Source organism: Micromonospora sp. NPDC049836 (assembly GCF_044465125.1).
Classification (GTDB): Bacteria; Actinomycetota; Actinomycetes; order Mycobacteriales; family Micromonosporaceae; genus Micromonospora.
The window spans coordinates 418819-439764 of the sequence record NZ_JBITLH010000006.1; the positions used below are offsets into that span (position 1 = coordinate 418819).

At 74.7% G+C, this 20946-nt stretch carries 16 protein-coding genes; 13 read left to right on the forward strand and 3 right to left on the reverse strand.

Going from position 1 to position 20946, the window contains the following annotated elements; all coding sequences use genetic code 11:
• The first annotated feature begins 14 nt into the window (after positions 1-14).
• Entirely contained in the window at positions 15-2561 is a 2547-nt protein-coding gene (gene pheT, locus ACIBPB_RS19330) for a phenylalanine--tRNA ligase subunit beta (protein ID WP_396840926.1), read from the forward strand.
• Positions 2562-2762: 201 nt separating this feature from the next.
• Here the strand turns inward: pheT and ACIBPB_RS19335 are convergent, their stop codons facing one another.
• From ACIBPB_RS19335 to ACIBPB_RS19345, 3 genes are read right to left on the reverse strand one after another with little or no spacing between them, the layout of a single operon-like run.
• Positions 2763-2996: a hypothetical protein gene (locus ACIBPB_RS19335; protein WP_046564703.1), complete on the reverse strand. Its 234-nt coding sequence runs from the start codon at positions 2994-2996 to the stop codon at positions 2763-2765.
• Positions 2997-3019: 23 nt separating this feature from the next.
• The gene (locus ACIBPB_RS19340) at positions 3020-3862 is read right to left on the reverse strand and encodes a hypothetical protein (RefSeq protein WP_396840927.1); all 843 of its coding nucleotides are present in this window, start codon (positions 3860-3862) and stop codon (positions 3020-3022) included.
• On the reverse strand, positions 3859-4779 hold the full coding sequence (locus ACIBPB_RS19345; protein WP_396840928.1) for an ATP-binding cassette domain-containing protein: 921 nt from the start codon (positions 4777-4779) through the stop codon (positions 3859-3861). Before ACIBPB_RS19345 ends, ACIBPB_RS19340 begins: the two co-directional genes overlap by 4 nt.
• Before the next feature lie 494 nt (positions 4780-5273).
• On the opposite strand from ACIBPB_RS19345, the gene ACIBPB_RS19350 reads away from it, so the two are divergent.
• The 12 genes from ACIBPB_RS19350 (at position 5274) to argJ (ending at position 20896) form a co-directional block, all read left to right on the forward strand.
• A complete protein-coding gene (locus ACIBPB_RS19350; protein WP_396840929.1) occupies positions 5274-7406 on the forward strand; it encodes a TOMM precursor leader peptide-binding protein in 2133 nt (710 codons plus the stop codon).
• Between the two features lie 53 nt (positions 7407-7459).
• Positions 7460-7642 (forward strand): hypothetical protein, encoded by a 183-nt coding sequence (locus ACIBPB_RS19355; RefSeq protein ID WP_046564715.1) that lies wholly within the window; start codon positions 7460-7462, stop codon positions 7640-7642.
• 182 nt (positions 7643-7824) lie between these two features.
• Positions 7825-8043, forward strand: coding sequence for a thiazolylpeptide-type bacteriocin (locus ACIBPB_RS19360; protein WP_231605700.1), 219 nt, complete (start codon positions 7825-7827; stop codon positions 8041-8043).
• Positions 8044-8119: 76 nt separating this feature from the next.
• Positions 8120-8305, forward strand: a complete 186-nt coding sequence (locus tag ACIBPB_RS19365) for a thiazolylpeptide-type bacteriocin (RefSeq protein WP_046564718.1) — start codon at positions 8120-8122, stop codon at positions 8303-8305.
• A gap of 100 nt (positions 8306-8405) precedes the next feature.
• Positions 8406-10478 (forward strand): TOMM precursor leader peptide-binding protein, encoded by a 2073-nt coding sequence (locus tag ACIBPB_RS19370; protein WP_396840930.1) that lies wholly within the window; start codon positions 8406-8408, stop codon positions 10476-10478.
• A 9-nt stretch (positions 10479-10487) separates the two neighbouring features.
• Positions 10488-12158, forward strand: a complete 1671-nt coding sequence (locus tag ACIBPB_RS19375; RefSeq protein ID WP_396840931.1) for a SagB family peptide dehydrogenase — start codon at positions 10488-10490, stop codon at positions 12156-12158.
• Positions 12159-12222: 64 nt separating this feature from the next.
• Positions 12223-14994, forward strand: coding sequence for a lantibiotic dehydratase (locus ACIBPB_RS19380; RefSeq protein ID WP_396840932.1), 2772 nt, complete (start codon positions 12223-12225; stop codon positions 14992-14994).
• Positions 14991-16040 (forward strand): thiopeptide-type bacteriocin biosynthesis protein, encoded by a 1050-nt coding sequence (locus ACIBPB_RS19385; protein ID WP_396840933.1) that lies wholly within the window; start codon positions 14991-14993, stop codon positions 16038-16040. The genes ACIBPB_RS19380 and ACIBPB_RS19385 overlap by 4 nt, the downstream gene beginning before the upstream one ends.
• On the forward strand, positions 16037-17284 hold the full coding sequence (locus ACIBPB_RS19390; protein ID WP_396840934.1) for a hypothetical protein: 1248 nt from the start codon (positions 16037-16039) through the stop codon (positions 17282-17284). Before ACIBPB_RS19385 ends, ACIBPB_RS19390 begins: the two co-directional genes overlap by 4 nt.
• An 88-nt stretch (positions 17285-17372) precedes the next feature.
• Complete coding sequence (locus ACIBPB_RS19395) at positions 17373-18572, forward strand: low temperature requirement protein A (RefSeq protein ID WP_396840935.1); 1200 nt, start codon at positions 17373-17375, stop codon at positions 18570-18572.
• Positions 18573-18678: 106 nt separating this feature from the next.
• Positions 18679-19680: an N-acetyl-gamma-glutamyl-phosphate reductase gene (gene argC, locus ACIBPB_RS19400; RefSeq protein ID WP_396840936.1), complete on the forward strand. Its 1002-nt coding sequence runs from the start codon at positions 18679-18681 to the stop codon at positions 19678-19680.
• A gap of 43 nt (positions 19681-19723) precedes the next feature.
• On the forward strand, positions 19724-20896 hold the full coding sequence (gene argJ, locus ACIBPB_RS19405) for a bifunctional glutamate N-acetyltransferase/amino-acid acetyltransferase ArgJ (protein WP_396840937.1): 1173 nt from the start codon (positions 19724-19726) through the stop codon (positions 20894-20896).
• Positions 20897-20946 lie beyond the last annotated feature (50 nt).

A 20946-nucleotide genomic window follows, 5' to 3' on the forward strand; every position in this document is an offset into this window, starting at 1 on the left:
GTGGTTTAACAGTCATGCGAGTTTCTGTCAGTTGGCTGCGGGAGTACGTGGACCTCCCGGCCGACCTGCCCGCCGGCGACCTGGAGCGGGCGCTGGTCGACCTCGGCATCGAGGTCGAGTCCGTGGTGGACCTGCGGCAGTCCGTCACCGGCCCGCTGGTGGTCGGCGAGGTCCTGGAGATCGAGGAGCTGACCGGCTTCAAGAAGCCGATCCGGTTCTGCCGGGTGGATGTCGGGGCCGCCAACGGCACCGGCGAGCCGCAGGAGATCGTCTGCGGGGCGCGCAACTTCGCCCAGGGCGACCGGGTGGTGGTGATCCTTCCCGGCGGGGTGCTCCCCGGCGACTTCCACATCGGCGCGCGCAAGACCTACGGGCGCAACTCCAACGGCATGATCTGCTCGGCCAGGGAGCTGGGCCTGGGCGACGACCACTCGGGCATCCTCGTGCTGCCCGAGCACATCCCGGCCAAGCCGGGCGACGACGCGCGCCCGCTGGTCGGCCTCGACGACGTCGTGGTCGAGCTGGAGATCACCCCCGACCGGGGGTACGCCCTCAGCCTGCGCGGCCTGGCCCGGGAGCTGGCGCACGCGCTCGACGTCGGCTTCCAGGACCCCGGCCTGCGGTCCGCCCCGGGCGCGACCGCCGAGCCGGCGTACCCGGTCGAGGTGCGGGACACGGTCGGCTGCGACCGGTACGCGGCCCGGATGGTGCGCGGCGTCGACCCGGCCGCGGCCACGCCGGACTGGATGGCGCGGCGGCTCGCCGTCGCGGGCGTGCGCAGCATCTCGCTGCCGGTCGACATCACCAACTACGTGATGCTCTGCCTCGGCCAGCCGATGCACGCCTTCGACGCCGACCGGATCAGCGGCCCGCTGGTGGTGCGCCGCGCCGAGCCGGGGGAGAAGCTGACCACCCTGGACGGGGTGAACCGCACCCTGGCCGCCGAGGACATGGTGATCTGCGACGACACCGGGCCGATCTCGCTGGCCGCGGTGATGGGCGGCGAGACCAGCGAGGTCGTGCCCACCACCACGAACGTGCTCTTCGAGGCGGCGCACTGGGACCCGGCGATGGTCGGCCGCACCGCCCGGCGGCACAAGCTGTTCAGCGAGGCCGCGAAGCGCTGGGAGCGGGGTGTCGACCCGGCGCTGCCGCTGGTCGCCCTCGAGTTCGCCGTGCAGCTGCTCACCACCCACGGCGGCGGGACGGCCGGTGCCGAGATCCTCGACATCGACCACGTCCGGCCGCGTACCCCGGTGACCCTGCCGGTGGACCTGCCGTCGCGCCGGGTCGGCGTGGCGTACCGGCCGGAGCGGGTGGTCGAGCTGCTGGAGCACGTCGGCTGCACCGTCACCCGGGGCAGCGACCGGCTCGGCGAGGACCCCGGCGCGGCTGGGACCGCGGCCGGCGGTGCCGAGGTGCTGAGCGTGACCCCGCCGACCTGGCGGCCCGACCTGACCGACCCGGCCGACCTGGTCGAGGAGGTGGTCCGCCTCGACGGGTACGACCGGGTGCCGTCGGTGCTGCCCACCGCGCCACCCGGCAGGGGCCTGACCTGGCAGCAGCAGCGCCGCCGGTCGGTGGCCCGGTCGCTGGCCGAACGCGGGTACGTCGAGGTGCTGGCGCACCCGTTCGTCGCCACCGAGCTGGCCGACCAGCTCGGCCTGCCCGCCGACGACCCGCGCCGCCCGGCGGTGCGGGTGGCCAACCCGCTGTCCGAGGAGGAGCCGCTGCTGCGCACCACGCTGCTCGGCCCGCTGCTCGGCATCCTCAAGCGCAACGTCGGCCGGGGCCAGCGGGACGTGGCGATCTACGAGATCGGCGTGGTCTTCCACCCGCGTCCGGGCGCCGGCGCCCCGCCGGCCATGGGCGTCGACCGGCGCCCCACGGACGAGGAGTTCGCCCGCGCCGACGCGGTGGTGCCCGACCAGCCGCGGCACGTCGCCGTGGCGCTGACCGGGGAGCTGGACCCAGCCGGCTGGTGGGGCGCGGGCCGCCCGGCCGGCTGGGCGGACGCCGTCGAGGCCGGCCGGGCGGTGCTCGCCGCCGCCGGCATCCCCGCCGAGCGGGTCACCGTCCGGGCCGCCGAGCAGGCACCCTGGCACCCCGGCCGCTGCGCCGAGCTGCTGGTCGACGGCAGCACCGTCGGGTACGCCGGCGAGCTGCACCCGAACGTCCTGGCCACGCTGGAGCTGCCCCGGCGGACCAGCGCCATGGAGCTGAACCTGGACGCGCTGCCGGCCGCGGCGATGGTGACCGGACCGGCCATCTCCACCTTCCCGCCCGCCCTCATCGACGTGGCGCTGGTGGTGGACGAGTCGGTCCCGGCGGCCGAGGTGGAGCGGGCCCTCGTCGAGGGGGCCGGCGCGCTGCTGGAGGACGTCCGGCTCTTCGACGTGTACGCCTCCGCGCAGCTCGGCGCGGGCCGCCGGTCGCTGGCGTACAAGCTGACCTTCCGGGCCCCGGACCGCACGCTCACCGTCGAGGAGGCGGTGGCGGCCCGGGACGCGGCGGTGGCCCGGGCGGCGGAGCGGTTCGGCGCCACCCTGCGCGGCGCCTGACGGTCGTTCCTCGCCCCGGTGCCGGGCCGTCGCGCAGGCGGCGGCCCGGCACCGGGGCGAGGCGGCGGCCCGGCACCGGCCGCAGCGCGGTGCGGCGGCCTGGGCGGTGGTGTGGCGGCCTGAGCGGCGGTGTGGCGGCCTGAGCGGCGGTGTGGCGGTCTGAGCGGTGGTGTGGCGGCCTGGGCGGGAGCCGCTGCCGGGTCAGCGGTCCGGGTGCCGGCGGCGGAAGTCCTGGTAGGTCTCGTTGGCCAGTTCGATCTCGCGGACCTGGGCGGCCAGCTCGGCCCGTCGGATCTCGGCGGCCGCCCGCTCCCGGGCCAGCCGCAGCTCGTGCCGCCGGTCGCGGGCCCGCGCCCAGCCCCGCACGGCGGCCCAGGCGATCCAGCCGCCCGACGCGGCGAGCCCGGTCACCACGAAGGCGAGCAGGAAGTCCATCTCGACGCCTCCTTCCGCCCCCGTCAGCCGACGTCCCGGCGGGCGGCCAGCCAGCTGCCCGCGCCGAACATGACCAGAACGTAGCCCAGCAGCACCACCACCGGCAGCACCGCGCTGGCCGACTCCAGCACCCCGGGGGTGCCGCCGTCGAACTGGGAGCGGGCCCCCAACGCGCCGGCCAGGGCGCCGGAACTCGGGGCCAGCAGCACCTTCTGCACCACGGTCAGCGGGCTCAGCGCGAGGGCGAGCGCGCTGACCGCGTTCTCCAGCACCAGCGTCCAGACCAGACCGACGGCGATCGCCGTGGTGGCGCCGCGGAACGCGATGGCGAGGAACCAGCCCACCGCCGCGTGCGCGGTGCAGATCAACCAGGCCGCCGCGACCGCCGCCAGGAGCCGGCCGGCCGACGGCCAGTCGGCGGCACGCCCCTCGGCCGCGGCCAGCGAGCCGGTGGTGGCCGCCAGCGCGGCGAAGGTGAGCACGGCGACCAGCAGGGTCAGCCCGCAGAGCACGACCGCCTGCCCGAGCATCACCTGCACCCGCCGGGGGCGCTGGGTGAAGACCAGGTTCCAGGTCCCCCAGCGGTACTCGTTGCCCACCACCAGCGCGCCGAGGATCACCAGGATGGCGCCCCCGAAGAGCGGGAACAGCCCGATCCCGGTCGGCACCAACTGCCCCGGGAGGACGGCGGCGAGCAGGGACTCGGCGGACTCCGCCTCCTTCGGGTCCCCGGCCAGCGCCAGGTGCACCAGGTAGGGCACCCCGACGCCGAAGGCGAGGGCGAGCAGGAGCCAGGTCGTGGTGACCGTCCACACGGCCGGGCGTTTGCGGTCGGCGAACCAGGCCGCGCGGACGGCTGCGATCATCGGGTGCCTCCCGTGGTGGTGGCCGGCTCCGGTGGCTGCGGCCGGCTGGGCGCGGTCAGTTCCAGGAACGCCTCCTCCAGGGAGTGCCGCAGCGGGCGCAGCTCCCGGACGTCGATCCCGGCCTGGACCAGCCGCCGGTTGAGTTCGGCGGCCAGCGCCGGGTCGGTGACCACCCGCAGCCGCCCGTCCACCGGCTCGACGGCCCGTACGCCCGGGTGCCCGCGCAGGCACGTCGCGGCCTCGTCGAGCGGGTCGGCGTCGAACAGCAGCACCGCCTGCCCCAGCGTGCCGCGCAGGTCGTCGGGGCTGCCGTCGGCGATCAGCCGGCCCTCGTCGATGACCACGATCCGGTCGCAGATCTGCTCCACCTCGCCGAGCACGTGGCTGGAGAGCAGCACGGTGCGGCCGGCCCGGCCCAGCGCGCGCAGCAGCTCGCGGATGTCGCTGACCCCGGCCGGGTCGAGTCCGTTGGTCGGCTCGTCCAGAATCAGCAGGCTGGGCTCCTTGAGCAGCGCGGCGGCCACGCCGAGGCGCTGTTTCATGCCCAGCGAGTAGGTGCGGAACGGCGAGGAGGCCCGCTCGGTCAGGCCCACCTCGGCGAGCACCCGGTCGGCGGCGGTGTCCGGCACGGCCGCGTACCGGGCGGCCAGCCGCAGGTTGTCCCGGCCGGACAGGTGCGGGTAGAACGCCGGCGACTCGATCAGGGCGCCCACCCGGGCGAGCGCCCGCGGCGTGCCGGGCGGGTGGCCGAGCACCCGGATCCGGCCACTCGTCGGCCGGACCAGCCCGACCAGCATCCGCATCGTGGTGGTCTTGCCGGCCCCGTTGGGACCGAGGAAGCCGAGCACCTCACCCTCGCTCACGCGCAGGTCAAGGCCGTCCACCGCGGTGACGCCGCCGGGATAGCGTTTGGTCACCTCATGAACTTCAATGGCAAATCGGTCATTCCTCAACGTGCCACCGCAATCGTCCGATGCCACGCCGAGAGCCCACCGATCGGATTTTCCTTCGCGTTCATCTCGGCGCCCTTCGCATTCCCGACCACATCACAGGGTTATTTTCCTTGGCCCGCATTTAGCTCCGCTTTAGGACACGTTAAGTGGTGGCCCCGGCCCCGGCCCGGTGGTCGCGCCGGCATCGCCAGCCCTCGGCGACCTGCCACCGCCGAGCCGGGCACAGCCCCTCTGACCTGCGGTGGTGTGGTCGACGCCCACAGGGTATCGGAGGTCGATCGACTGCGGAAGATCCGAAGTCCGGGCTTCGCCACGTTTTTTGTCTTTACCGCAGCTCAATGCACGTCAATTTGCATACGCGGCCGATCGGCTCGAAACAATCTGTTGACGAATGACATGACCTTGGGCAGCATGAAGACGCTTTCGAGACGGTCGAAGTCGTTGTCATGGGGGGTCGGATGAGCCAGCCACCGGACGGTGCGACAAACCTGGAAATGCGCCCCAAGCTGCGGCACGACGTGGTCTTTCTGGACGCGCCGGCCGGGGCGTACCTGCGCGGGCCGGACAACGCGTTCCTGATCAAGGGCAGATCCGCGTTCCGCTGGTTGACGTCGCTGAGTCCCTACCTGACCGGGGAGCACACCCTGGCGCAGCTCACCGCGGCCCTCGACCCCGGTCAGCGGCAGACCGTGCTCACCCTGGTCCAGGCCCTGCTGGCCCGCGGCTTCGCCAAGGACGCCGGCGAGCGCAGCCCGCTGCCCGAGCCGCTGGCCCGCCGCTTCGCCGCCCAGATCGAGTTCATCGACCACGTCGCGGACGACCCCACCGGGCGGTTCGCCCGCTTCCACGCCGCCCGGGTGGCGCTCTGCGGCAGGGGAGCGGCGCTGCTCGCCGCCGCGAGCGGGCTGCTGCGCAACGGCTGCGTCCGCCTCGACCTGTACCCCGACGACGACCCGGCCGGCTACGCCGAGGCGCTGCGCCCCGAGCTGGCGGAACTGGACGCCGACGGGCTGCCCGCGCAGGTCCGCTTCCCCGGCGGCACGCCCGCGCTGTCCACCGTGGACGCGGTGCTCTGCTGTGCCGGCCCGGACGGCCTGGCCCGGCTGGCCGAGCTGGCCCGCACCGCACACCGGGACGGGCCGCTGCTCGTGCCGGTGACCTGGGACGGTGACCGGGCGGTGGTCGGGCCGACCGTCGCGGCCGGGCGTACCCCCTGCTGGCACTGCGCGCAGCTGCGGCTGGCGGCCGCCGCGGACCCGGCCGTGGCCGCGGAGTTTTGGCGCCACCTCGCCCTCGGCGGGCCGCCGGCGGCGCTGCCCGAGGTGACCGCCCGGATGCTCGGCAACGCCGCCGCCTTCGAGCTGTTCCGGGCGCTCACCGGCGCCGTCGCGCCGGACACCGCCGGCGGGGTGCTGCTGCTGGACCCGGCCACCCTGGAGTCCACCCGGGAGCGGGTGCTGCCGCACCCGGCGTGCCCGGTCTGCCGGGAGGTGGCGGTGACCGAGCCGGCGCCGCCACCGGGCTCGGACGACGAGACCTACCAGCGGGCCGAGGCCCTGGTGACCCCGAACGCCGGGGTGTTCACCCGGTTCGTCGACGACCCGCTGGAGCAGGCGCCGCTGAAGACCGCCCGGCTCCGGCTGCCCGGCCGGCGCGGCCCCCGCGAGGTGACCGCCTTCGACGTGCACACCGTGATGGGTGCCCGGCTCGCCGCCTACCGCGCGGCGGTCCGCGACCACGCCGCCCGCCACGCCGACCCGGCCGCGGCGGTGACCGCCTCGGTGGCCGAGCTGCGCGAGCGGGGTGAGCACCCGGTGCCCTGGCGGGACCTCGTGCCGACCGCCGCCCCGCCCGACGCCGACACCCGGCGCGTCCGCTGGCTGCCGGCGACCGTGCTGGGCGGGGCGGATCGGGTCCTGGTGCCGGCGGCCGTGGCCCTGCCGACCTCCGCGTACAACGCCGACGGGTGGGCCGAGCCGACCGTGGCGGGCGCCGCCGCCGCGGGCTCCCCGGACGAGATGATCGACCGGGCACTGGCCGACGCGCTGGCCTACCACGCGCTGCTCGCCGTCCTGCGCGGCCGGGCCGAGGCGCGGCCGGTCGGCGAGGAGGACCTGGTCACCGACGACGACACCGCCTTCGTGGTCAAGGCCGCCCACCGGTTCGGCCGCCGGCTGTCGGTGTACGCCCTGACCGGCGTCGAGCCCGCCCACGCGGTGCTCGCGGTGGCCGCCGCGCCCGGTGGCGACGACCCGGACTGGGCGCTGGCCGGCGGGTACGACCCGGTCGCCACCCGGCTCGCGGCGGTCCGCGACGTGGTCGGCCGGGCCCAGGTGCGGCACTTCGAGGGCACCGTCGCCGACCTCGGCGACCCGGTGCTGCGCGACCTCGACCCGGCGGCGCTCGCCGCGAGCGCCGGCCCCGCCGTCCCGGCCGGTGCGGCCACCGACCGGCCGGCCGTGCTGGCCGCGCTGGCGCGGCGGGGGATGAGCGCGCTGCTGGTCGAGACGACCACCCGGGACGTCCGGGCCACCGGGGCCTTCCGCAGCGGGGTCGTCCTGCTGCGCCGGCCCGCCCCGGCGGCCGACTGAGCCACCACGTCAGTGGTTTCGGCGAGGCACGCACCACGAGAGGAGGTGGAAACATGCCGATCACCCTGAACGACGAGCTCCGCGAGCTGGAGACCGAGACCTTCGAAATCGAGGAGGTCGAGGACGGCGGCGAGGCGCTCGCCGCCACCAGCTCCAGCTGCTCCTGCTCCAGCTGCTGCAGCTGCAGCACCTCGAGCTGCTGCAGCACCAGCACCAGCACCTCCAGCTGCGGCTGACCGGGTGGACGGGGTTGCCCCCGACGCTGACGATTTCCGGTCCCCGGTGGGACGCGCACGAACACCGCACCATCCGCCGCCGGCCGACACCGGCGAGTAGCCCCTGCGTGCCTCCGCAACCACCGTGGTGGTGCGCGCGGACCACCGACGACCGGCTCGAAACGCGGCTCAAGGAGAGGCCTGTGCCCACACAACCCCCGACATCCGGCGTGCTGTCCGACTCGGTCCGCAGCGAGCTGCGCGACCTGCAGACCGAGACGTTCGAGGTCGAGGACATCGCTGATCTGTCCGCCGACCTCATGGACATCTGCAGCAGCAGCACGAGCACCTCGAGCTGTTCCAGCTGCAGCACGTCCAGTTGTTGCAGCTGCACCTCGTCGAGTTGCAGCAGCACCAGCTGAGCCCGGCGCCGTCGGTCGCTCCGGACGGCCGGCCGGCGCCGCGGCCCCTAACCGACCAGAGGGGAGGTGGAAGGAAATGCCGGAACTGACTGAGGAACTGCGCGCGCTGGAGACGGAGACGTTCGAGATCGAGGACGTCGACGCGATCGACGCGATGGTCATGGACTGGTCCAGCTCCAGCTGCTCCTGCTCCAGCTGCTGCAGCTGCAGCACTTCGAGCTGCTGCAGCAGCAGCACCAGCACCGGATGCGGCGGCGGGTGAGCCAACCCACCGCCTTACCGTCCCCGCCGGCGAGCCACGTCGGCGGGGCACCGGTAGCCCAGCAACCCGCCCAGTCCGCGAGCGCAGACAGGTGAACCGCATGATCGTCGATGTCCGGACCACCTCCACGGGGTGGGACAGCAGCCTCAAACAGCTCGGCGAGGCGTTCCACGAGCGATTCCAGGACCGGACCCGGCAGCCGGCCGACCCGGACGGGCCGCTGCACGGGATCACGGTCCGGATCGCCGCCCTCGGCCTCACCGACGCGTACGCCGACGGCGGGGAGGGCCTGACCGGCACCGTGGTGCCGATCTGGTTGCACGGCGCGACCGCGCTGGTCGGGCCGCGGTGGACGGACACCGCCACCGGCTCCGGGGCCGCCACCGGCTCCGGGGCCGCCACCGGCTCCGGGGCCGCGACCGGCACCGGCTCCGAGGCCGCCATCGGCACCGGCACCGGCTCCGAGGCCGCCACCGCCGGCGGCCGGCCTGGGCCGTGCCCGCTCTGCACCCAGCGCCGCTGGCAGGCCATCCGGGTCCGCGAGGAGCGGCACGCCCTGGAACACCAGGCTCGGGTCGGCACGGTGGCCGCCCTGCCGCACCTGACGCCGTTCGCGATCGACGCGCTGTGGCAGCTCCTGCTGGACGCCAGCCGGCCCCAGCCGGCCCGGCCCGGCGTCGGCCGGCTACGGCAGCTGCGCATGGACACCCTGGAGACCACCGTCGTCGAGGTGCTGGCCGACTCCGAGTGCCCGGCCTGCGCGCGCCCCCGCCCGGACAGCGCGGCGGCGGCCGTCATCCCGCTCACCAGCCGGCCCAAGCCCGAGCCCGACGCGTACCGGCTGCGCTCGGCCGGGGAGCTGGACCTGCCGGTCGCCGCGCTGGCCAACCCGGTCGCCGGGGCGCTGGGCGGCGGCGCGCTGCGCGCGTACAACGCCACGGCGACCGCACCGGTGACCGGCTACTTCCGCATCCGCAGCCGCTACGACCTGCACGAGATGTGGTGGAGCGGGCACGCCAACAGCTACGGCGGCAGCGAGACGTACGCGCTGCTGGAGGGGTTGGAGCGGTACGCCGGGCAGTTCCCCCGGGCGCGCCGGACCACCGTCTTCGACAGCTACGCCAACCTCGCCCCGGACGCGCTGGACCCGGCCGGCCTCGGCTACCACCCGGCCTTCTACCAGGGCCACGGGCTCTACTACCAGCCGTACGCGCCGGACGCGCCGATGCCCTGGGTCTGGGGCTGGTCGCTGCGCGACCGGGCTCCCCGGCTGGTGCCCGAGCAGCTCGTCTACTACCTGGACCGGCGCACCGACCACCGCAAGTTCGTCCAGGAGTGCTCCAACGGCTGCGCCAGCGGCAGCTGCCCGGAGGAGGCGCTGCTGCACGGCATGCTCGAACTGGTCGAGCGGGACGCCTTCCTGCTCGCCTGGTACGGCTCGGCCCGGCTCGCCGAGATCGATCCGGCCACCTGCCGCGACGAGCGGGTGCACTTCATGCTCGACCGGGTCGACCTGCTCGGGTACGACATCCGGCTCTTCGACACCCGGGCCGACCTGCCGGTGCCGGTGGTCACCGCGGTGGCGGTCAAGCGCGGCGACGGACTCGGCCAGCTCTGCTTCGCCGCCGGCGCCAGCCTCGACCCCGACGACGCGGTCCGCGCCGCGGTCTGCGAGACCGCGTCCTACGTGCCCGGCTTCGACGAGCGGGTCGCCGCCAGCGAGCCGGAGCTGCGCGAGATGATCCGGGACTACACCAAGGTCACCGAGCTGAGCCACCACGCCCTGCTCTACGGCCTGCCGGAGATGACCCGCCACGCCGCGTTCCTCTTCGACGACCCGCCGCTGCGGTCGATGACCGACCTGTACGGCGACTGGCTGGCGAGCCGGCCGACCCACCACGACCTGCGCGCCGACATGGAATACCTGTGCGGTCTGATCGCCGGCCTGGGCGGGGACGTGGTCGCGGTCGACCAGACCTGTCCGGAGCAGGAGGTGGCCGGCGTGCACACCATGGCCGTGGTGGCGCCCGCCCTGGTCCCCATCGACTTCGGCTGGCAGCGCCAGCGGGTGCTCTGGAGCGACCGGCTGGCGCGGCACCTGGCCCGGGGCACCCGCGGCCCCGACCGGCTCGGGGCCACCGGCCGCAACCCCCACCCGCACCCCTTCCCGTAGGAGCGACGCATGCAGCAGGAGGCCCGTACGGTCGTCCGGGAGTACGCGGAGGCGGTGTTCCGCCGGGCGCGGACCCCGATGGAACCGCTCAACTACGAGGTCGACTGGGCCGACCAGCCCTCCCGGCACCTCAGCTACCCGGACGCCCCGCGGCTGCCGCTGCCGGCGGACGGGCCGACGCTGCCCACGCTGCGCGACCTGTTCACCGGCGCGGACCGGCCGCCGGCCGGCGGCTGGACGCTGCCCGCCCTGGCGACGCTGCTACGGCTCTCCTACGGGGTGCTCGACCGGCGGCTGACCGTGAACTGGAACCAGGACCTGGCGAAACGGACCCACTTCGAGCACGCCGTCTGGGGTCGCGGCACCGCCTCCGGCGGCGGCATGTACCCGGTCGAGATCTTCCTGGTCGCCGGCGCCTCCGCGCCGCTGCTGCCGGGCGTCTACCACTACCACACCGGCCAGCACGTGCTGGAACGCCTGCTGCTGGGCGACGTCGCCGGGACCGTCCGGGCCGCGGTCGGCGACGCGGCGGGCGCGGCGGACAGCTTCCTGGTGGCGAGCATCCGGTTCTGGAAGAACTCGTTCAAGTACAACAGCTTCTGCTACCACGTGGTCACCCAGGACCTGGGCGCCCTGCTCGGCTCCTGGGACCTGCTCGCCCAGGGCCTCGGCGTGCCGCTGCCCCGGCTGCTCGGCTTCGACCCGGTGCCGGTGGACCGGCTGCTCGGTTTCGACGGCGAGCGGGAGAGCGCCTTCGCCGTCGTGCCGCTGAGCTGGGCCGACGCCGAGCCAGCCGGGGCGACGGCGCCGGTGGGGGCGGCCGCGCCGGGCGGGGCGACCGCGCCGGTGGGGGCGACCGTGCCGGCCGGGGAGACCGCGCCGCCGGAGACCCGGGTCCGGTACCGGGCCTTCGAACGGTCCCGCCGGCTGCGCGAGTTCCCCGCGGTGACCGCGGTGCACCGGGCGGCGGCGGCCCCCGCCGTACCCGACCCGGACGCGCTGGCCGCCGCCGCGCCCGGCGACCTGCCCGGCGAGCCGGTGGCGCTGCCCGCGCCGCTGCTGGACCGGCTGGCGCGCCCCCTGTCGACGGTGCTGGCCACCCGGTCCAGCAGCTTCGGCCGGTTCCGCCGGCCACCCGAGCTGACCGCCGCCGAGCTGGGCACCACGCTGGCCTTCGCCGCCGCCGGCCGGCACCACCCGGCCGACGCCGGGCTGCCCGCCGACGCGCCGCCGCTGACCCGGCTCTGGGTCTTCGCCAACCACGTCGACGGCCTGCCCACCGGCACGTACGGCTACTGCCCGCGCCGGCACGCCCTGCTGCCCGCCGCCGGCGAGCCGGCCGGCGGCATGTCCGCCTTCCTGCAACAGCAGTACTTCCTCACCAACTACACGATGGGCCAGGTCGGCGCCGTGCTGGCCATCTCCGGCCGGCTGGACGCGGTGCTCGACGCCGTCGGCCCGCGCGGTTACCGCCTGCTCAACGCCGAGATCGGCGCCGTCGCCCAGCGGACGTACTGCGCGGCCACCGCCCAGCGGGTCGGCTGCGGCGCGGTGCTCGGCTTCGACAACGTCGCCATGGACGACGCCCTCGGCCTGACCGGCGGCGACGAGCGGACCGTGCTGTTCCTCCTGCTCGGCCACCACCCCGAGGACGTCGCCGACGTCGTCTACCGGCTCTGACCCCGGCAGGCATCGCCTGCACGCACCGACGACTCCCCTGCACGCATCGACGAAGGAGCAACCCGTGACGGTGTCCCTGCCCGCGCCAGCGGTCACCGAGGTGTCCTGGCGGATGCCGGAGGTGTTCATGCTGCGTACCGCCGGCCTGCCGTTGGAGGTCGCCGACCGGCTCGCCTTCGACCGCAGCGCCGGGTGGGCGCGCCGGACCCTCGACCTGGAGGACCGGCTGCGGGCGGCCGGGCCGCCGCTGGCCGACGCGTTGCAGGAGGCGGTGGCCCGCAACCTCGACGACGACCGGCTGCGGCGGCGGCTGATCCGGCTGCGCCGGGACGTGTGGAACCTGCGCCGGCCCGACCCCGCCGACCCGGCGGCCTGGCCCGCCGGTGCGCTCGGCGCGGACACCCACCGGCTGCTGGTGGACTGGCTGGACACCTTCGCGGCGTACCGCCGGGAGCTGGCCGGCGGGGCGGCGGTGCTGGCCGCGGAACTGGCCGAGCGCCGGGAGGTGCTGCGCGAGCTGGCCGACGACCCGGACCTGCGCGGCGGCATCCTGCTCGCCTCGCCGTCGCTGGACCAGTACCTGTCCACCTACCTGGCCACGCCCGGCCGGCTCGGCAAGCGGGCCCGGCGGGTGGAGCGGTCGCTGCTGGAGTACGCGCTGCGCACCGCCTGCAAGACCAGCCCGTTCAGCCGGCTCACCACGGTCAACGTGGGCACCTTCGCCCCGCACGCCGGCCCGCTGCTGCACGTGGCGCCGGCCACCGGCCGCACCGGCGACGCGAAGCGTGGGGCGGCCCGGCTCAACCTGGCCGCGCTGGGCCGGCTGTCGGCGGTGGTGCTCGCCGACGAGACGCTCCGCGCGGACCTGCCGGTCACCGTCACCACCGGCTGGCGCATCGAGCGCGGCCGGCTGCGCTACCTGCGCCGGCGCCGGACCAGCTCGGAGGACGGCGAGGCCGCGATCACCCTGGAGTCGATCCACGAGTCGCTGTTCGTGCTGCCCACCGGCCGGGTCCTGCACGACATCCTGGCCGCGCTCGCCGGCGGCCGGGTGCGCCGGATGGCGGACCTGGTCGCCGAGCTGGCCACCGACGGGCGACCGGCCGCCGAGATCGAGCAGTACCTGCACCACCTGCTGCGGGTGGGCCTGCTCGTGGTGCCCAACCTGCACCTGGACATCCACGCCGACGACCCGGTCGACGGTTACCGGCGGGCGCTGCGGGAGATCGGCCGCGACTGGGCCGACGGGCTAGCCGACCGGGTGGACACCGCCAACCGGCTCGCCACCGGCTATCCGGAGCGCGACCTGCCCGGGCGGCGCGGCGCGCTCGCCGACATCCGCCGGGAGCTGGTCGCGGCCCACACCGAGCTGGGCCGCCCCGACGTGCCGGCGCCGCGCACCCTGCTCTACGAGGACGCCACCCTGGTGACCCGGGCGCCGGTCACCGCCGACCGGGACCGCTGGGAGCGGGAGGTGCTGCCCGGCCTGCGGGCGCTGGCCCGGATCATGCCGGTGTTCGACATCAACCTGCCGCGCCGGCTGGCCACCAAGGGCTTCTTCGTGGCCCGCCACGGCGCCGGCGGCCGCTGCGACGACCTGCTCACCTTCGCCCACGAGTTCCAGCAGGACTTCTTCGAGCACTACAGCGGGCGGATGATGCGCCGCCGGGCGTTCGACGCCGACAACCGCTACGTGCGGCAGGAGAACTGGTTCCGGCAGCCGGAGATCACCGCGCTGGACGACGCCCGGATCGAGGTCGCCCGGCGGATGAACGAGGCGTACGACCGGCTGCCGGCCGGCGCCGAGGAGCTGCGCCTGGACGGCGACTTCATGACCGCGGTGGCCGCCCTGGTGCCGGACACCCTGGGCACGCTCGACCCGCGGTCGTTCTTCCTCCAGATCGCCGACCAGGGCGACCGGCACCGGGTGGTGGTCAACCGGATCTACTCCGGGATGACCCTGCTCTTCTCCCGGTTCGCGCACCTCTTCGCCGATCAGGACCTGGCCGGGGCGCTCCGCGCCGAGCTGGCCCGGCTCGCGCCGCCGGGCGCGGTGCTCGCCGAGCTGAAGGGCGGGTACGACGCCACCAACCTGAACCTGCACCCGGCGGTCACCCCGTACGAGCTGGTCTGCCCGGGCGAGATCAGTTTCCGGCCGGCGGCCGAGCAGATCCACATGGACGACCTCAGCGTCGAGCACGACCCGGTGGCCGACCGGCTGCTGCTGCGCTCACGCCGGCTCGACGCCGAGGTGATCCCGGTCTACCTGGGGTTCCTGCTGCCGATGGCGCTGCCCGAGGTGCAGCAGGTGCTGCTCACCTTCGCCTACCTGGGCATGGCGCAGCCGGACCTGTGGGCGGGGACCACGGTGCCGCTGCCCGGGCACGGGATCGCCGGGTATCCGCGCATCGTGCACGGCGACCTGGTGCTGCAGCGGCGGATGTGGAAGCTGCACCCGGACCACCTGCCGCCGCCGCGTACCCCGGACCGCGATGACGCCGAGTGGTTCCTGGGCTGGCAGCGGTGGCGCCGCGACAATGGCCTGCCCCGGCGGGTCTTCGCCACCCCGGAGGGGAGCCGGCTCACCCCGGCGGCCGACGACGGCGCCGCGCAGCCGGCCGGTCGGCCGGAGCACAAGCCGCTCTACGTCGACTTCGACAGCCACTTCTGCCTGCAACTGCTGGAGGCCACCGGGCGCGGCGCGGGCAGCCGCCTGGTGCTCACCGAGATGCTGCCGGACCGCGACGAGCAGGTGCTCCGCGGGCCGGGCGGCACCCACGTCACCGAACTGACCGTCGAGCTCAACGGCGTGCGCGCCGGAAAGGTGGTCCGATGACCGACTTCCCCTCCCCGGTCGCGCACGACTGGCTCAGCGTCCACGTCTTCTACGCCAGCAACGCCAACCCGATGCTCGTCGAGGGGGTCCGGCCGCTGGTGGACGAGCTGCGGGCCGAGGGACTGATCAGCCGCTACTTCTTCATCAAGTACTGGATGGAGGGGCCGCACGTGCGGCTGCGGGTGCTGCCCGCGCCCGGGGTGGACCCGGCCGTGGTGCGGGCCCGGGTGGACGCGGCGATCGAGGCGTTCCTGCGCCGCCGTCCCGCGCTCTACGAGGTGGACAGCGAGGGACTGGGCGAGCTGTACAAGCAGATGTTCCTCGCCGAGTACGGCCAGCAGCGGTGGGACGAGGAGTACGGCCCCGACGGGGTGATGCCGATGCGGGCCAACAACAGCTACCACCACATCCCGTACGAGCGGGAGTACGGCCGCTACGGCGGCCCGGCCGGGATCGAGCTGGCGGAGTGGCACTTCGAGCACTCCAGCGACGTGGTGCTGGACCTGCTGGCCACCACCAACGTGCACGTCCGGCCGGTGCTGCTCGGCCTCTCCGCGCAGCTGACCATGATGATGTGCGCGGTCTTCCTGACCGACGACGGGCGGGTCGCCGACTTCCTCGACGAGTACCGCCGGTTCTGGGAGGTCTCCTACGCCGAGCCGAGCGACGACTACCACGCCAGCTTCGACGGCAGCTACCGGCGGATGGACGCGGCGCTGCGCGACCGGCTGGCGCAGATCCGGGGGACCGCCCGGGGTGCCGCGGCGGTGCGGCCGACCGGCGTGGAGGGGCGTTGGGCGGCGCACTGCCGCGAGCTGCGGGACCGGGTGGTCGCCTCGGTCGAGCGGGGTGAGCTGGTGTTCCAGCGCGGCGGGGCCGAACCCACCCCGGTGCGGGATCTCGACGCCGCGCTGCCCATCCTGCTCAGCTCGTACGTGCACATGACCAACAACCGGCTCGGGGTGAGCATCCTCGACGAGATCTACCTGTCGTACGTGATGCGGACCGCGTTGCGCGACGACCTGGCCCCGGCGGGCCCGCGATGACGACGGTGGACGCCACCTGGACCCGGCCCCGGCTGCGGGCCGGGATCGTGCTCGGCCCGGGCCAGTGGCGCGGCGAGAAGCTGGTGCACCACGTGAAGGACCCGGAGACCGGCTGGTTCTACCGGATCGGGCCGCGGGAGCACTTCCTGTTGTCCCGGATGGACGGCAGCCGGACCCTGGACGACCTGGCCGCCGAGTACGCCGCGGCGTTCCGCCGCCGGCTCGGCCCGGAGAACTGGCAGCAGCTGTTCGGGATGCTGCACCAGCGGCAACTGCTCGACGGCGCGACCGACCCGGCGGCCCTGGCCCGGCTCACCTCGGCCGCCGCCGAGGGGGCCGCGCGCAGCCGCCGCGGCCCGCTGTCGGCCCGGCTGCCGCTGGCCGACCCGGACCGGCTCTTCGACCGGTTGCTGCCCCGGCTGGCGCCGCTGTTCAGCTGGTGGTTCGTCGTGCCGGCGCTGCTGGCCGTGCTGGCCGTCGCCGGGTACGTGGCGGCCCACCTGCCGGAGCTGGCCGGCGTGGTCGGCCGGGGTGACCGGCCGCTGGCCGCGATCCTCGCCTCGGTGGTGATCACCTGGCTGATCGTCCTGCTGCACGAGTGCGCGCACGGCCTGACCTGCCGGCACTTCGGGGGGCGCGGCACTGAGATCGGGGTGATGTGGCGCTTCCCGCTGCTCGCCCCGTACTGCAAGGTCGACGACATCGTGCTGTTCACCCCGCGCCGGCGCGTCGCCACCGCGTTCGCCGGGGTGTTCGTGAGCATGCTGGCGCTGGTGCCGTTCGCCGCCGTCCGGATCTGGGGTACGCCGGGCGGCGCCCTGTACGACCTGGCCGGCACGATGCTGCTCTTCGGCACCGCGACCGCCGCCTTGAACCTGGTGCCCTTCCTCCGGCTCGACGGCTACTACATGCTCAGCCACGCGTTGAACCTGGCCGACCTGCGGACCGACACCTACCGGTTCTACGGCCGGCTGCTGCGCCGCGGCCCGGGCGCGGTGCGCGGCTACCGGCCCCGGGACCGGGCCGTGTACGCCCTCTACGGCCTGACCTCGCTGGTCTTCGCGGTCACCGTGCTGACCCTGCTGGTGCGCTACTGGTACGGCACGCTGGCCGACTGGCTCGGCCCCGGCTGGGCGGTCACCGTCCTGGTCGCGGAGGCGCTGGTGCTGGCGGCCCTGGCCGGTCACCTGGCGCGGCGCCGCGCCGGCGCTGACCCGGCCGGCCGGCCGGTCGGGGACGGGTGAGGTCTCCCGGCCGGATGGGTCGACCCGGCACCCGCCGCACCGGCAGGTGCGATGATGGGCCAAACGGGGACAAGCAGGGTCAATCCACATGGTCACGCGGGGTATGGCGGCTGAGCTGCCGGGGAGCCGTCAGCCCCCGCAGCGGGCGGGTTTCGTCGAACTGCTCTTCGACGTGGTGCTGGTCTTCGCCCTCACCCGGCTCTCCGACCGCCTCTTCACGGAGCTGAACTGGCGCGGCTTCTACTCGGCGCTCGTGCTGACCCTGGCCGTCTGGTGGCTCTGGTACCGGATGGCCTGGACGGCCAACCGGTACGATCCGACCCGCCCGATGATCCAGGTCATGGTCCTGGTGACCATGTTCGCCGCCCTGCTGCTGGCCGCCGCGCTGCCGGAGGCTTTCCAGGACCGGGCCGCCGTCTTCGCCACGGTGTACGTCGCCGTCGAGGTGCTCCGACATCTCTGGCTGGTGCTCTTCGCCGGGGACGGCTACGCCCGCCTGGTCAGTGTCCGGATCCTCTTCTGGGCCGGCGTCTCGGCGGTGCCCTGGATCGTCGGCATCTTCACCGACCAGGACACCCGGATGGTGCTGTGGAGCGTGGCGATCCTGATCGACTACGCCGGCGGACTGCTCGACTTCCCGACGCCGGGGCTCGGCCGCGCCGGGCTGCGGGGCCAGCCGATCGCCGAGGAGCACCTGACCGACCGGTACCGGCAGGTACTGATCATCGCCTTCGGTGAGACGATCCTGACCTCGGGCATCCAGTTCAGCCCGTACGGGTTCGAGCGGGAGCGGACGGCGGCGCTGCTGGTGGCGTTCGTGACCACCGTGCTTCTCTGGCAGATCTACTACTACCGGGCCGGCGAGATGCTCCCCGCCGCCATCGCCTCGGCCCGGTCCCCGGCGTACGTGGGTGACCTCGGCGCGTACGCGCACCTGGTCATGGTGGTCGGCGTGGCGGTCACCGGGGTGGGGGACAAGCTGATCATCGCGCATCCCTTCGACGGGAACCAGGTGGCCTGGACGGTGACCATCCTGGGCGGGCCGGCGCTGTTCCTGGTCGGGCGGGCGACGCTCGACTACGCCGCGTTCAGCCGGGTCTCCTGGTCCCGGCCGATCGGCATCGCGGTGCTCGCGATCCTGGCCCCGGCGACGGTCGCCCTGCCGCCGCTGCTGGTGGCGGTGGCCGCCGCCCTGGTGGTGGCCGGCATCGCCGTCTCGAACGCGATCAGCTGGCGGCTGTTCCCAAGGCGGATGACCCCGCCGCCCGGCCTGCCGCCGGCCGGGTGAGCGTGGTCCCACGGGATGAACGCCAAGTTCATGCAGTCGACTGCATGAACTTGCAGGGGCCGATCACCGCTGCTAACCTACTCTGCATAGTCATGCGGAGGTGAGTATGGGTATCCGGGTCGCGGTCGCCGGTGCCAGCGGGTACGCCGGCGGCGAGTTGCTCCGGCTGCTCGCCGGGCACCCCGAGTTCGACCTCGTGGCCGCCACCGCGCACTCCTCGGCCGGTCAGCCCGTCGCCGCCGTACACCCGCAGCTCACCGGGCTGGACCTGGTGTTCGGGGCGACCGACCCGGCCACCCTGGCCGACGCGGACCTGGTCTTCCTGGCCCTGCCGCACGGCCAGTCGGCGGCCCTCGCCGCGGCCCTGCCCGGCACCGTCAAGGTGGTCGACCTCGGCGCCGACCACCGGCTCGCCGACGCCGCCGCCTGGGCCCGCTACTACGGCGGCGACCACGCCGGCACGTGGACCTACGGGCTGCCCGAGCTGCCGGGCCAGCGGGCCGCGATCGCCGCCGCCACCCGGGTGGCCAACACCGGGTGCTACGCGGTCGCCACCACGCTGGCCCTCGCCCCGCTGATCGCCGCTGGCGCGGTCCACCCCGCCGACGTGGTGGTGGTCGCCGCCTCCGGCACCTCCGGCGCCGGCCGGGCCGCCAAGCCGCACCTGCTCGGCAGCGAGGTGATGGGCGACCTGTCCCCCTACAAGGTCGGCGCGCACCAGCACGTGCCGGAGATCAAGCAGGCCACCGGGGCGACCGGCCTCTCCTTCACCCCGGTCCTCGCGCCCATGCCGCGCGGCATCCTGGCCACCGTCACCGCCCGGCCCACCGGCGACGCCGACCCGCGGGCGGTGCTCGCGACCGCGTACGCCGACGAGCCCTTCGTGCACGTGCTGCCCGCCGGCGTCTGGCCGCACACGGCCGCGACCGCCGGCGCCAACTCCTGCCACCTCCAGGCCACCGTGGACGCCGACTCCGGCCGGGTGATCGTGGTCAGCGCCGTCGACAACCTGGGCAAGGGCGCGGCCGGCCAGGCCGTGCAGAACGCCAACCTGATGTCCGGCCTCCCCGAGACCACCGGCCTCTCCGGCTGGGGGACCGCACCGTGACCGCGCGGCGTGGCCCCGCCGACGCGACCGAAAGGACCGCACCGTGACCGTCACCACCCCCCGCGGCTTCCGGGCCGCCGGCGTGGCCGCCGGGCTCAAGTCCGGCGGCGCCGGCGACGTGGCCCTGGTCGTCAACGACGGCCCCGACGCCGGGGTAGCCGGCGTCTTCACCGCCAACCGGGTCAAGGCCGCCCCGGTGCTCTGGACCCAGCAGGTGGTCCGCGGCGGCGTGGTCCGCGCCGTGCTGCTCAACTCCGGCGGCGCCAACGCCTGCACCGGGCCGGCCGGCTTCCAGGACACCCACGCCACCGCCGAGCACACCGCCGCCGTGCTCACCGCCAGCAGCCCCCGGCTGATGGTCGGCGCGGGCGAGGTGGCGGTCTGCTCCACCGGCCTGATCGGCGAGCGCCTGCCGATGGACAAACTCCTGCCGGGCGTACGCGGCGCGGTGCGCGGCCTGTCCCGCGACGGCGGCCACCCGGCGGCCGAGGCGATCATGACCACCGACACCCGGCCGAAGACCACCGTGGCGCAGGGCAGCGGGTGGACCGTCGGCGGCATGGCCAAGGGCGCCGGCATGCTCGCCCCGGCCCTGGCCACCATGCTCTGCGTGCTCACCACCGACGCGGTGGCCGGGCCGGAGCTCCTCGACGCCGCGCTGCGCGCCGCCACCCGGGTCACCTTCGACCGGATCGACTCCGACGGCTGCATGTCCACCAACGACACCGTGCTGCTGCTGGCCAGCGGGGCGTCCGGCATCGAGCCGACCGCGGCGGAGCTGACCGCCGTGGTCACCGCCGCCTGCCACGACCTGGCCCAGCAGCTGATCGCCGACGCCGAGGGCGCCACCAAGCAGATCGCCATCGACGTGGTCGGCGCGGCCGACGAGGACGACGCCGTCGAGGTGGGCCGCTCGGTGGCCCGCAACAACCTGGTCAAGACCGCGCTGTTCGGCAACGACCCGAACTGGGGGCGGATCCTCGCCGCGGTCGGCACCACCGCCGCCGCCTTCGAACCGGACGGCGTGGACGTCGCGGTCAACGGCATCTGGGTCTGCCGGGGCGGCGCCGCCGCCGAGGACCGCGCCAAGGTCGACCTCGCCGGCCGGGACGTGACCATCCGGATCGACCTGCACGCCGGCACCGCGGCGGCGACCGTCTGGACCAACGACCTGTCGCACGCGTACGTGCACGAGAACTCGGCGTACTCAACGTGAGCGCGAGGAACGCAGCGCAGCGGAGTCCCGCAGTCGCGAACGAAAGGTCA

Excerpts from the sequence above, each read along its gene's own strand:
- pheT (WP_396840926.1), top strand. The coding sequence starts at position 15 with ATGCGAGTTTCTGTCAGTTGGCTGCGGGAGTACGTGGACCTCCCGGCC.
- ACIBPB_RS19335 (WP_046564703.1), bottom strand. The coding sequence starts at position 2,996 with ATGGACTTCCTGCTCGCCTTCGTGGTGACCGGGCTCGCCGCGTCGGGC.
- ACIBPB_RS19340 (WP_396840927.1), bottom strand. The coding sequence starts at position 3,862 with ATGATCGCAGCCGTCCGCGCGGCCTGGTTCGCCGACCGCAAACGCCCG.
- ACIBPB_RS19350 (WP_396840929.1), top strand. The coding sequence starts at position 5,274 with ATGAGCCAGCCACCGGACGGTGCGACAAACCTGGAAATGCGCCCCAAG.
- ACIBPB_RS19355 (WP_046564715.1), top strand. The coding sequence starts at position 7,460 with ATGCCGATCACCCTGAACGACGAGCTCCGCGAGCTGGAGACCGAGACC.
- ACIBPB_RS19365 (WP_046564718.1), top strand. The coding sequence starts at position 8,120 with ATGCCGGAACTGACTGAGGAACTGCGCGCGCTGGAGACGGAGACGTTC.
- ACIBPB_RS19370 (WP_396840930.1), top strand. The coding sequence starts at position 8,406 with ATGATCGTCGATGTCCGGACCACCTCCACGGGGTGGGACAGCAGCCTC.
- ACIBPB_RS19375 (WP_396840931.1), top strand. The coding sequence starts at position 10,488 with ATGCAGCAGGAGGCCCGTACGGTCGTCCGGGAGTACGCGGAGGCGGTG.
- ACIBPB_RS19385 (WP_396840933.1), top strand. The coding sequence starts at position 14,991 with ATGACCGACTTCCCCTCCCCGGTCGCGCACGACTGGCTCAGCGTCCAC.
- ACIBPB_RS19390 (WP_396840934.1), top strand. The coding sequence starts at position 16,037 with ATGACGACGGTGGACGCCACCTGGACCCGGCCCCGGCTGCGGGCCGGG.
- ACIBPB_RS19395 (WP_396840935.1), top strand. The coding sequence starts at position 17,373 with ATGGTCACGCGGGGTATGGCGGCTGAGCTGCCGGGGAGCCGTCAGCCC.
- argC (WP_396840936.1), top strand. The coding sequence starts at position 18,679 with ATGGGTATCCGGGTCGCGGTCGCCGGTGCCAGCGGGTACGCCGGCGGC.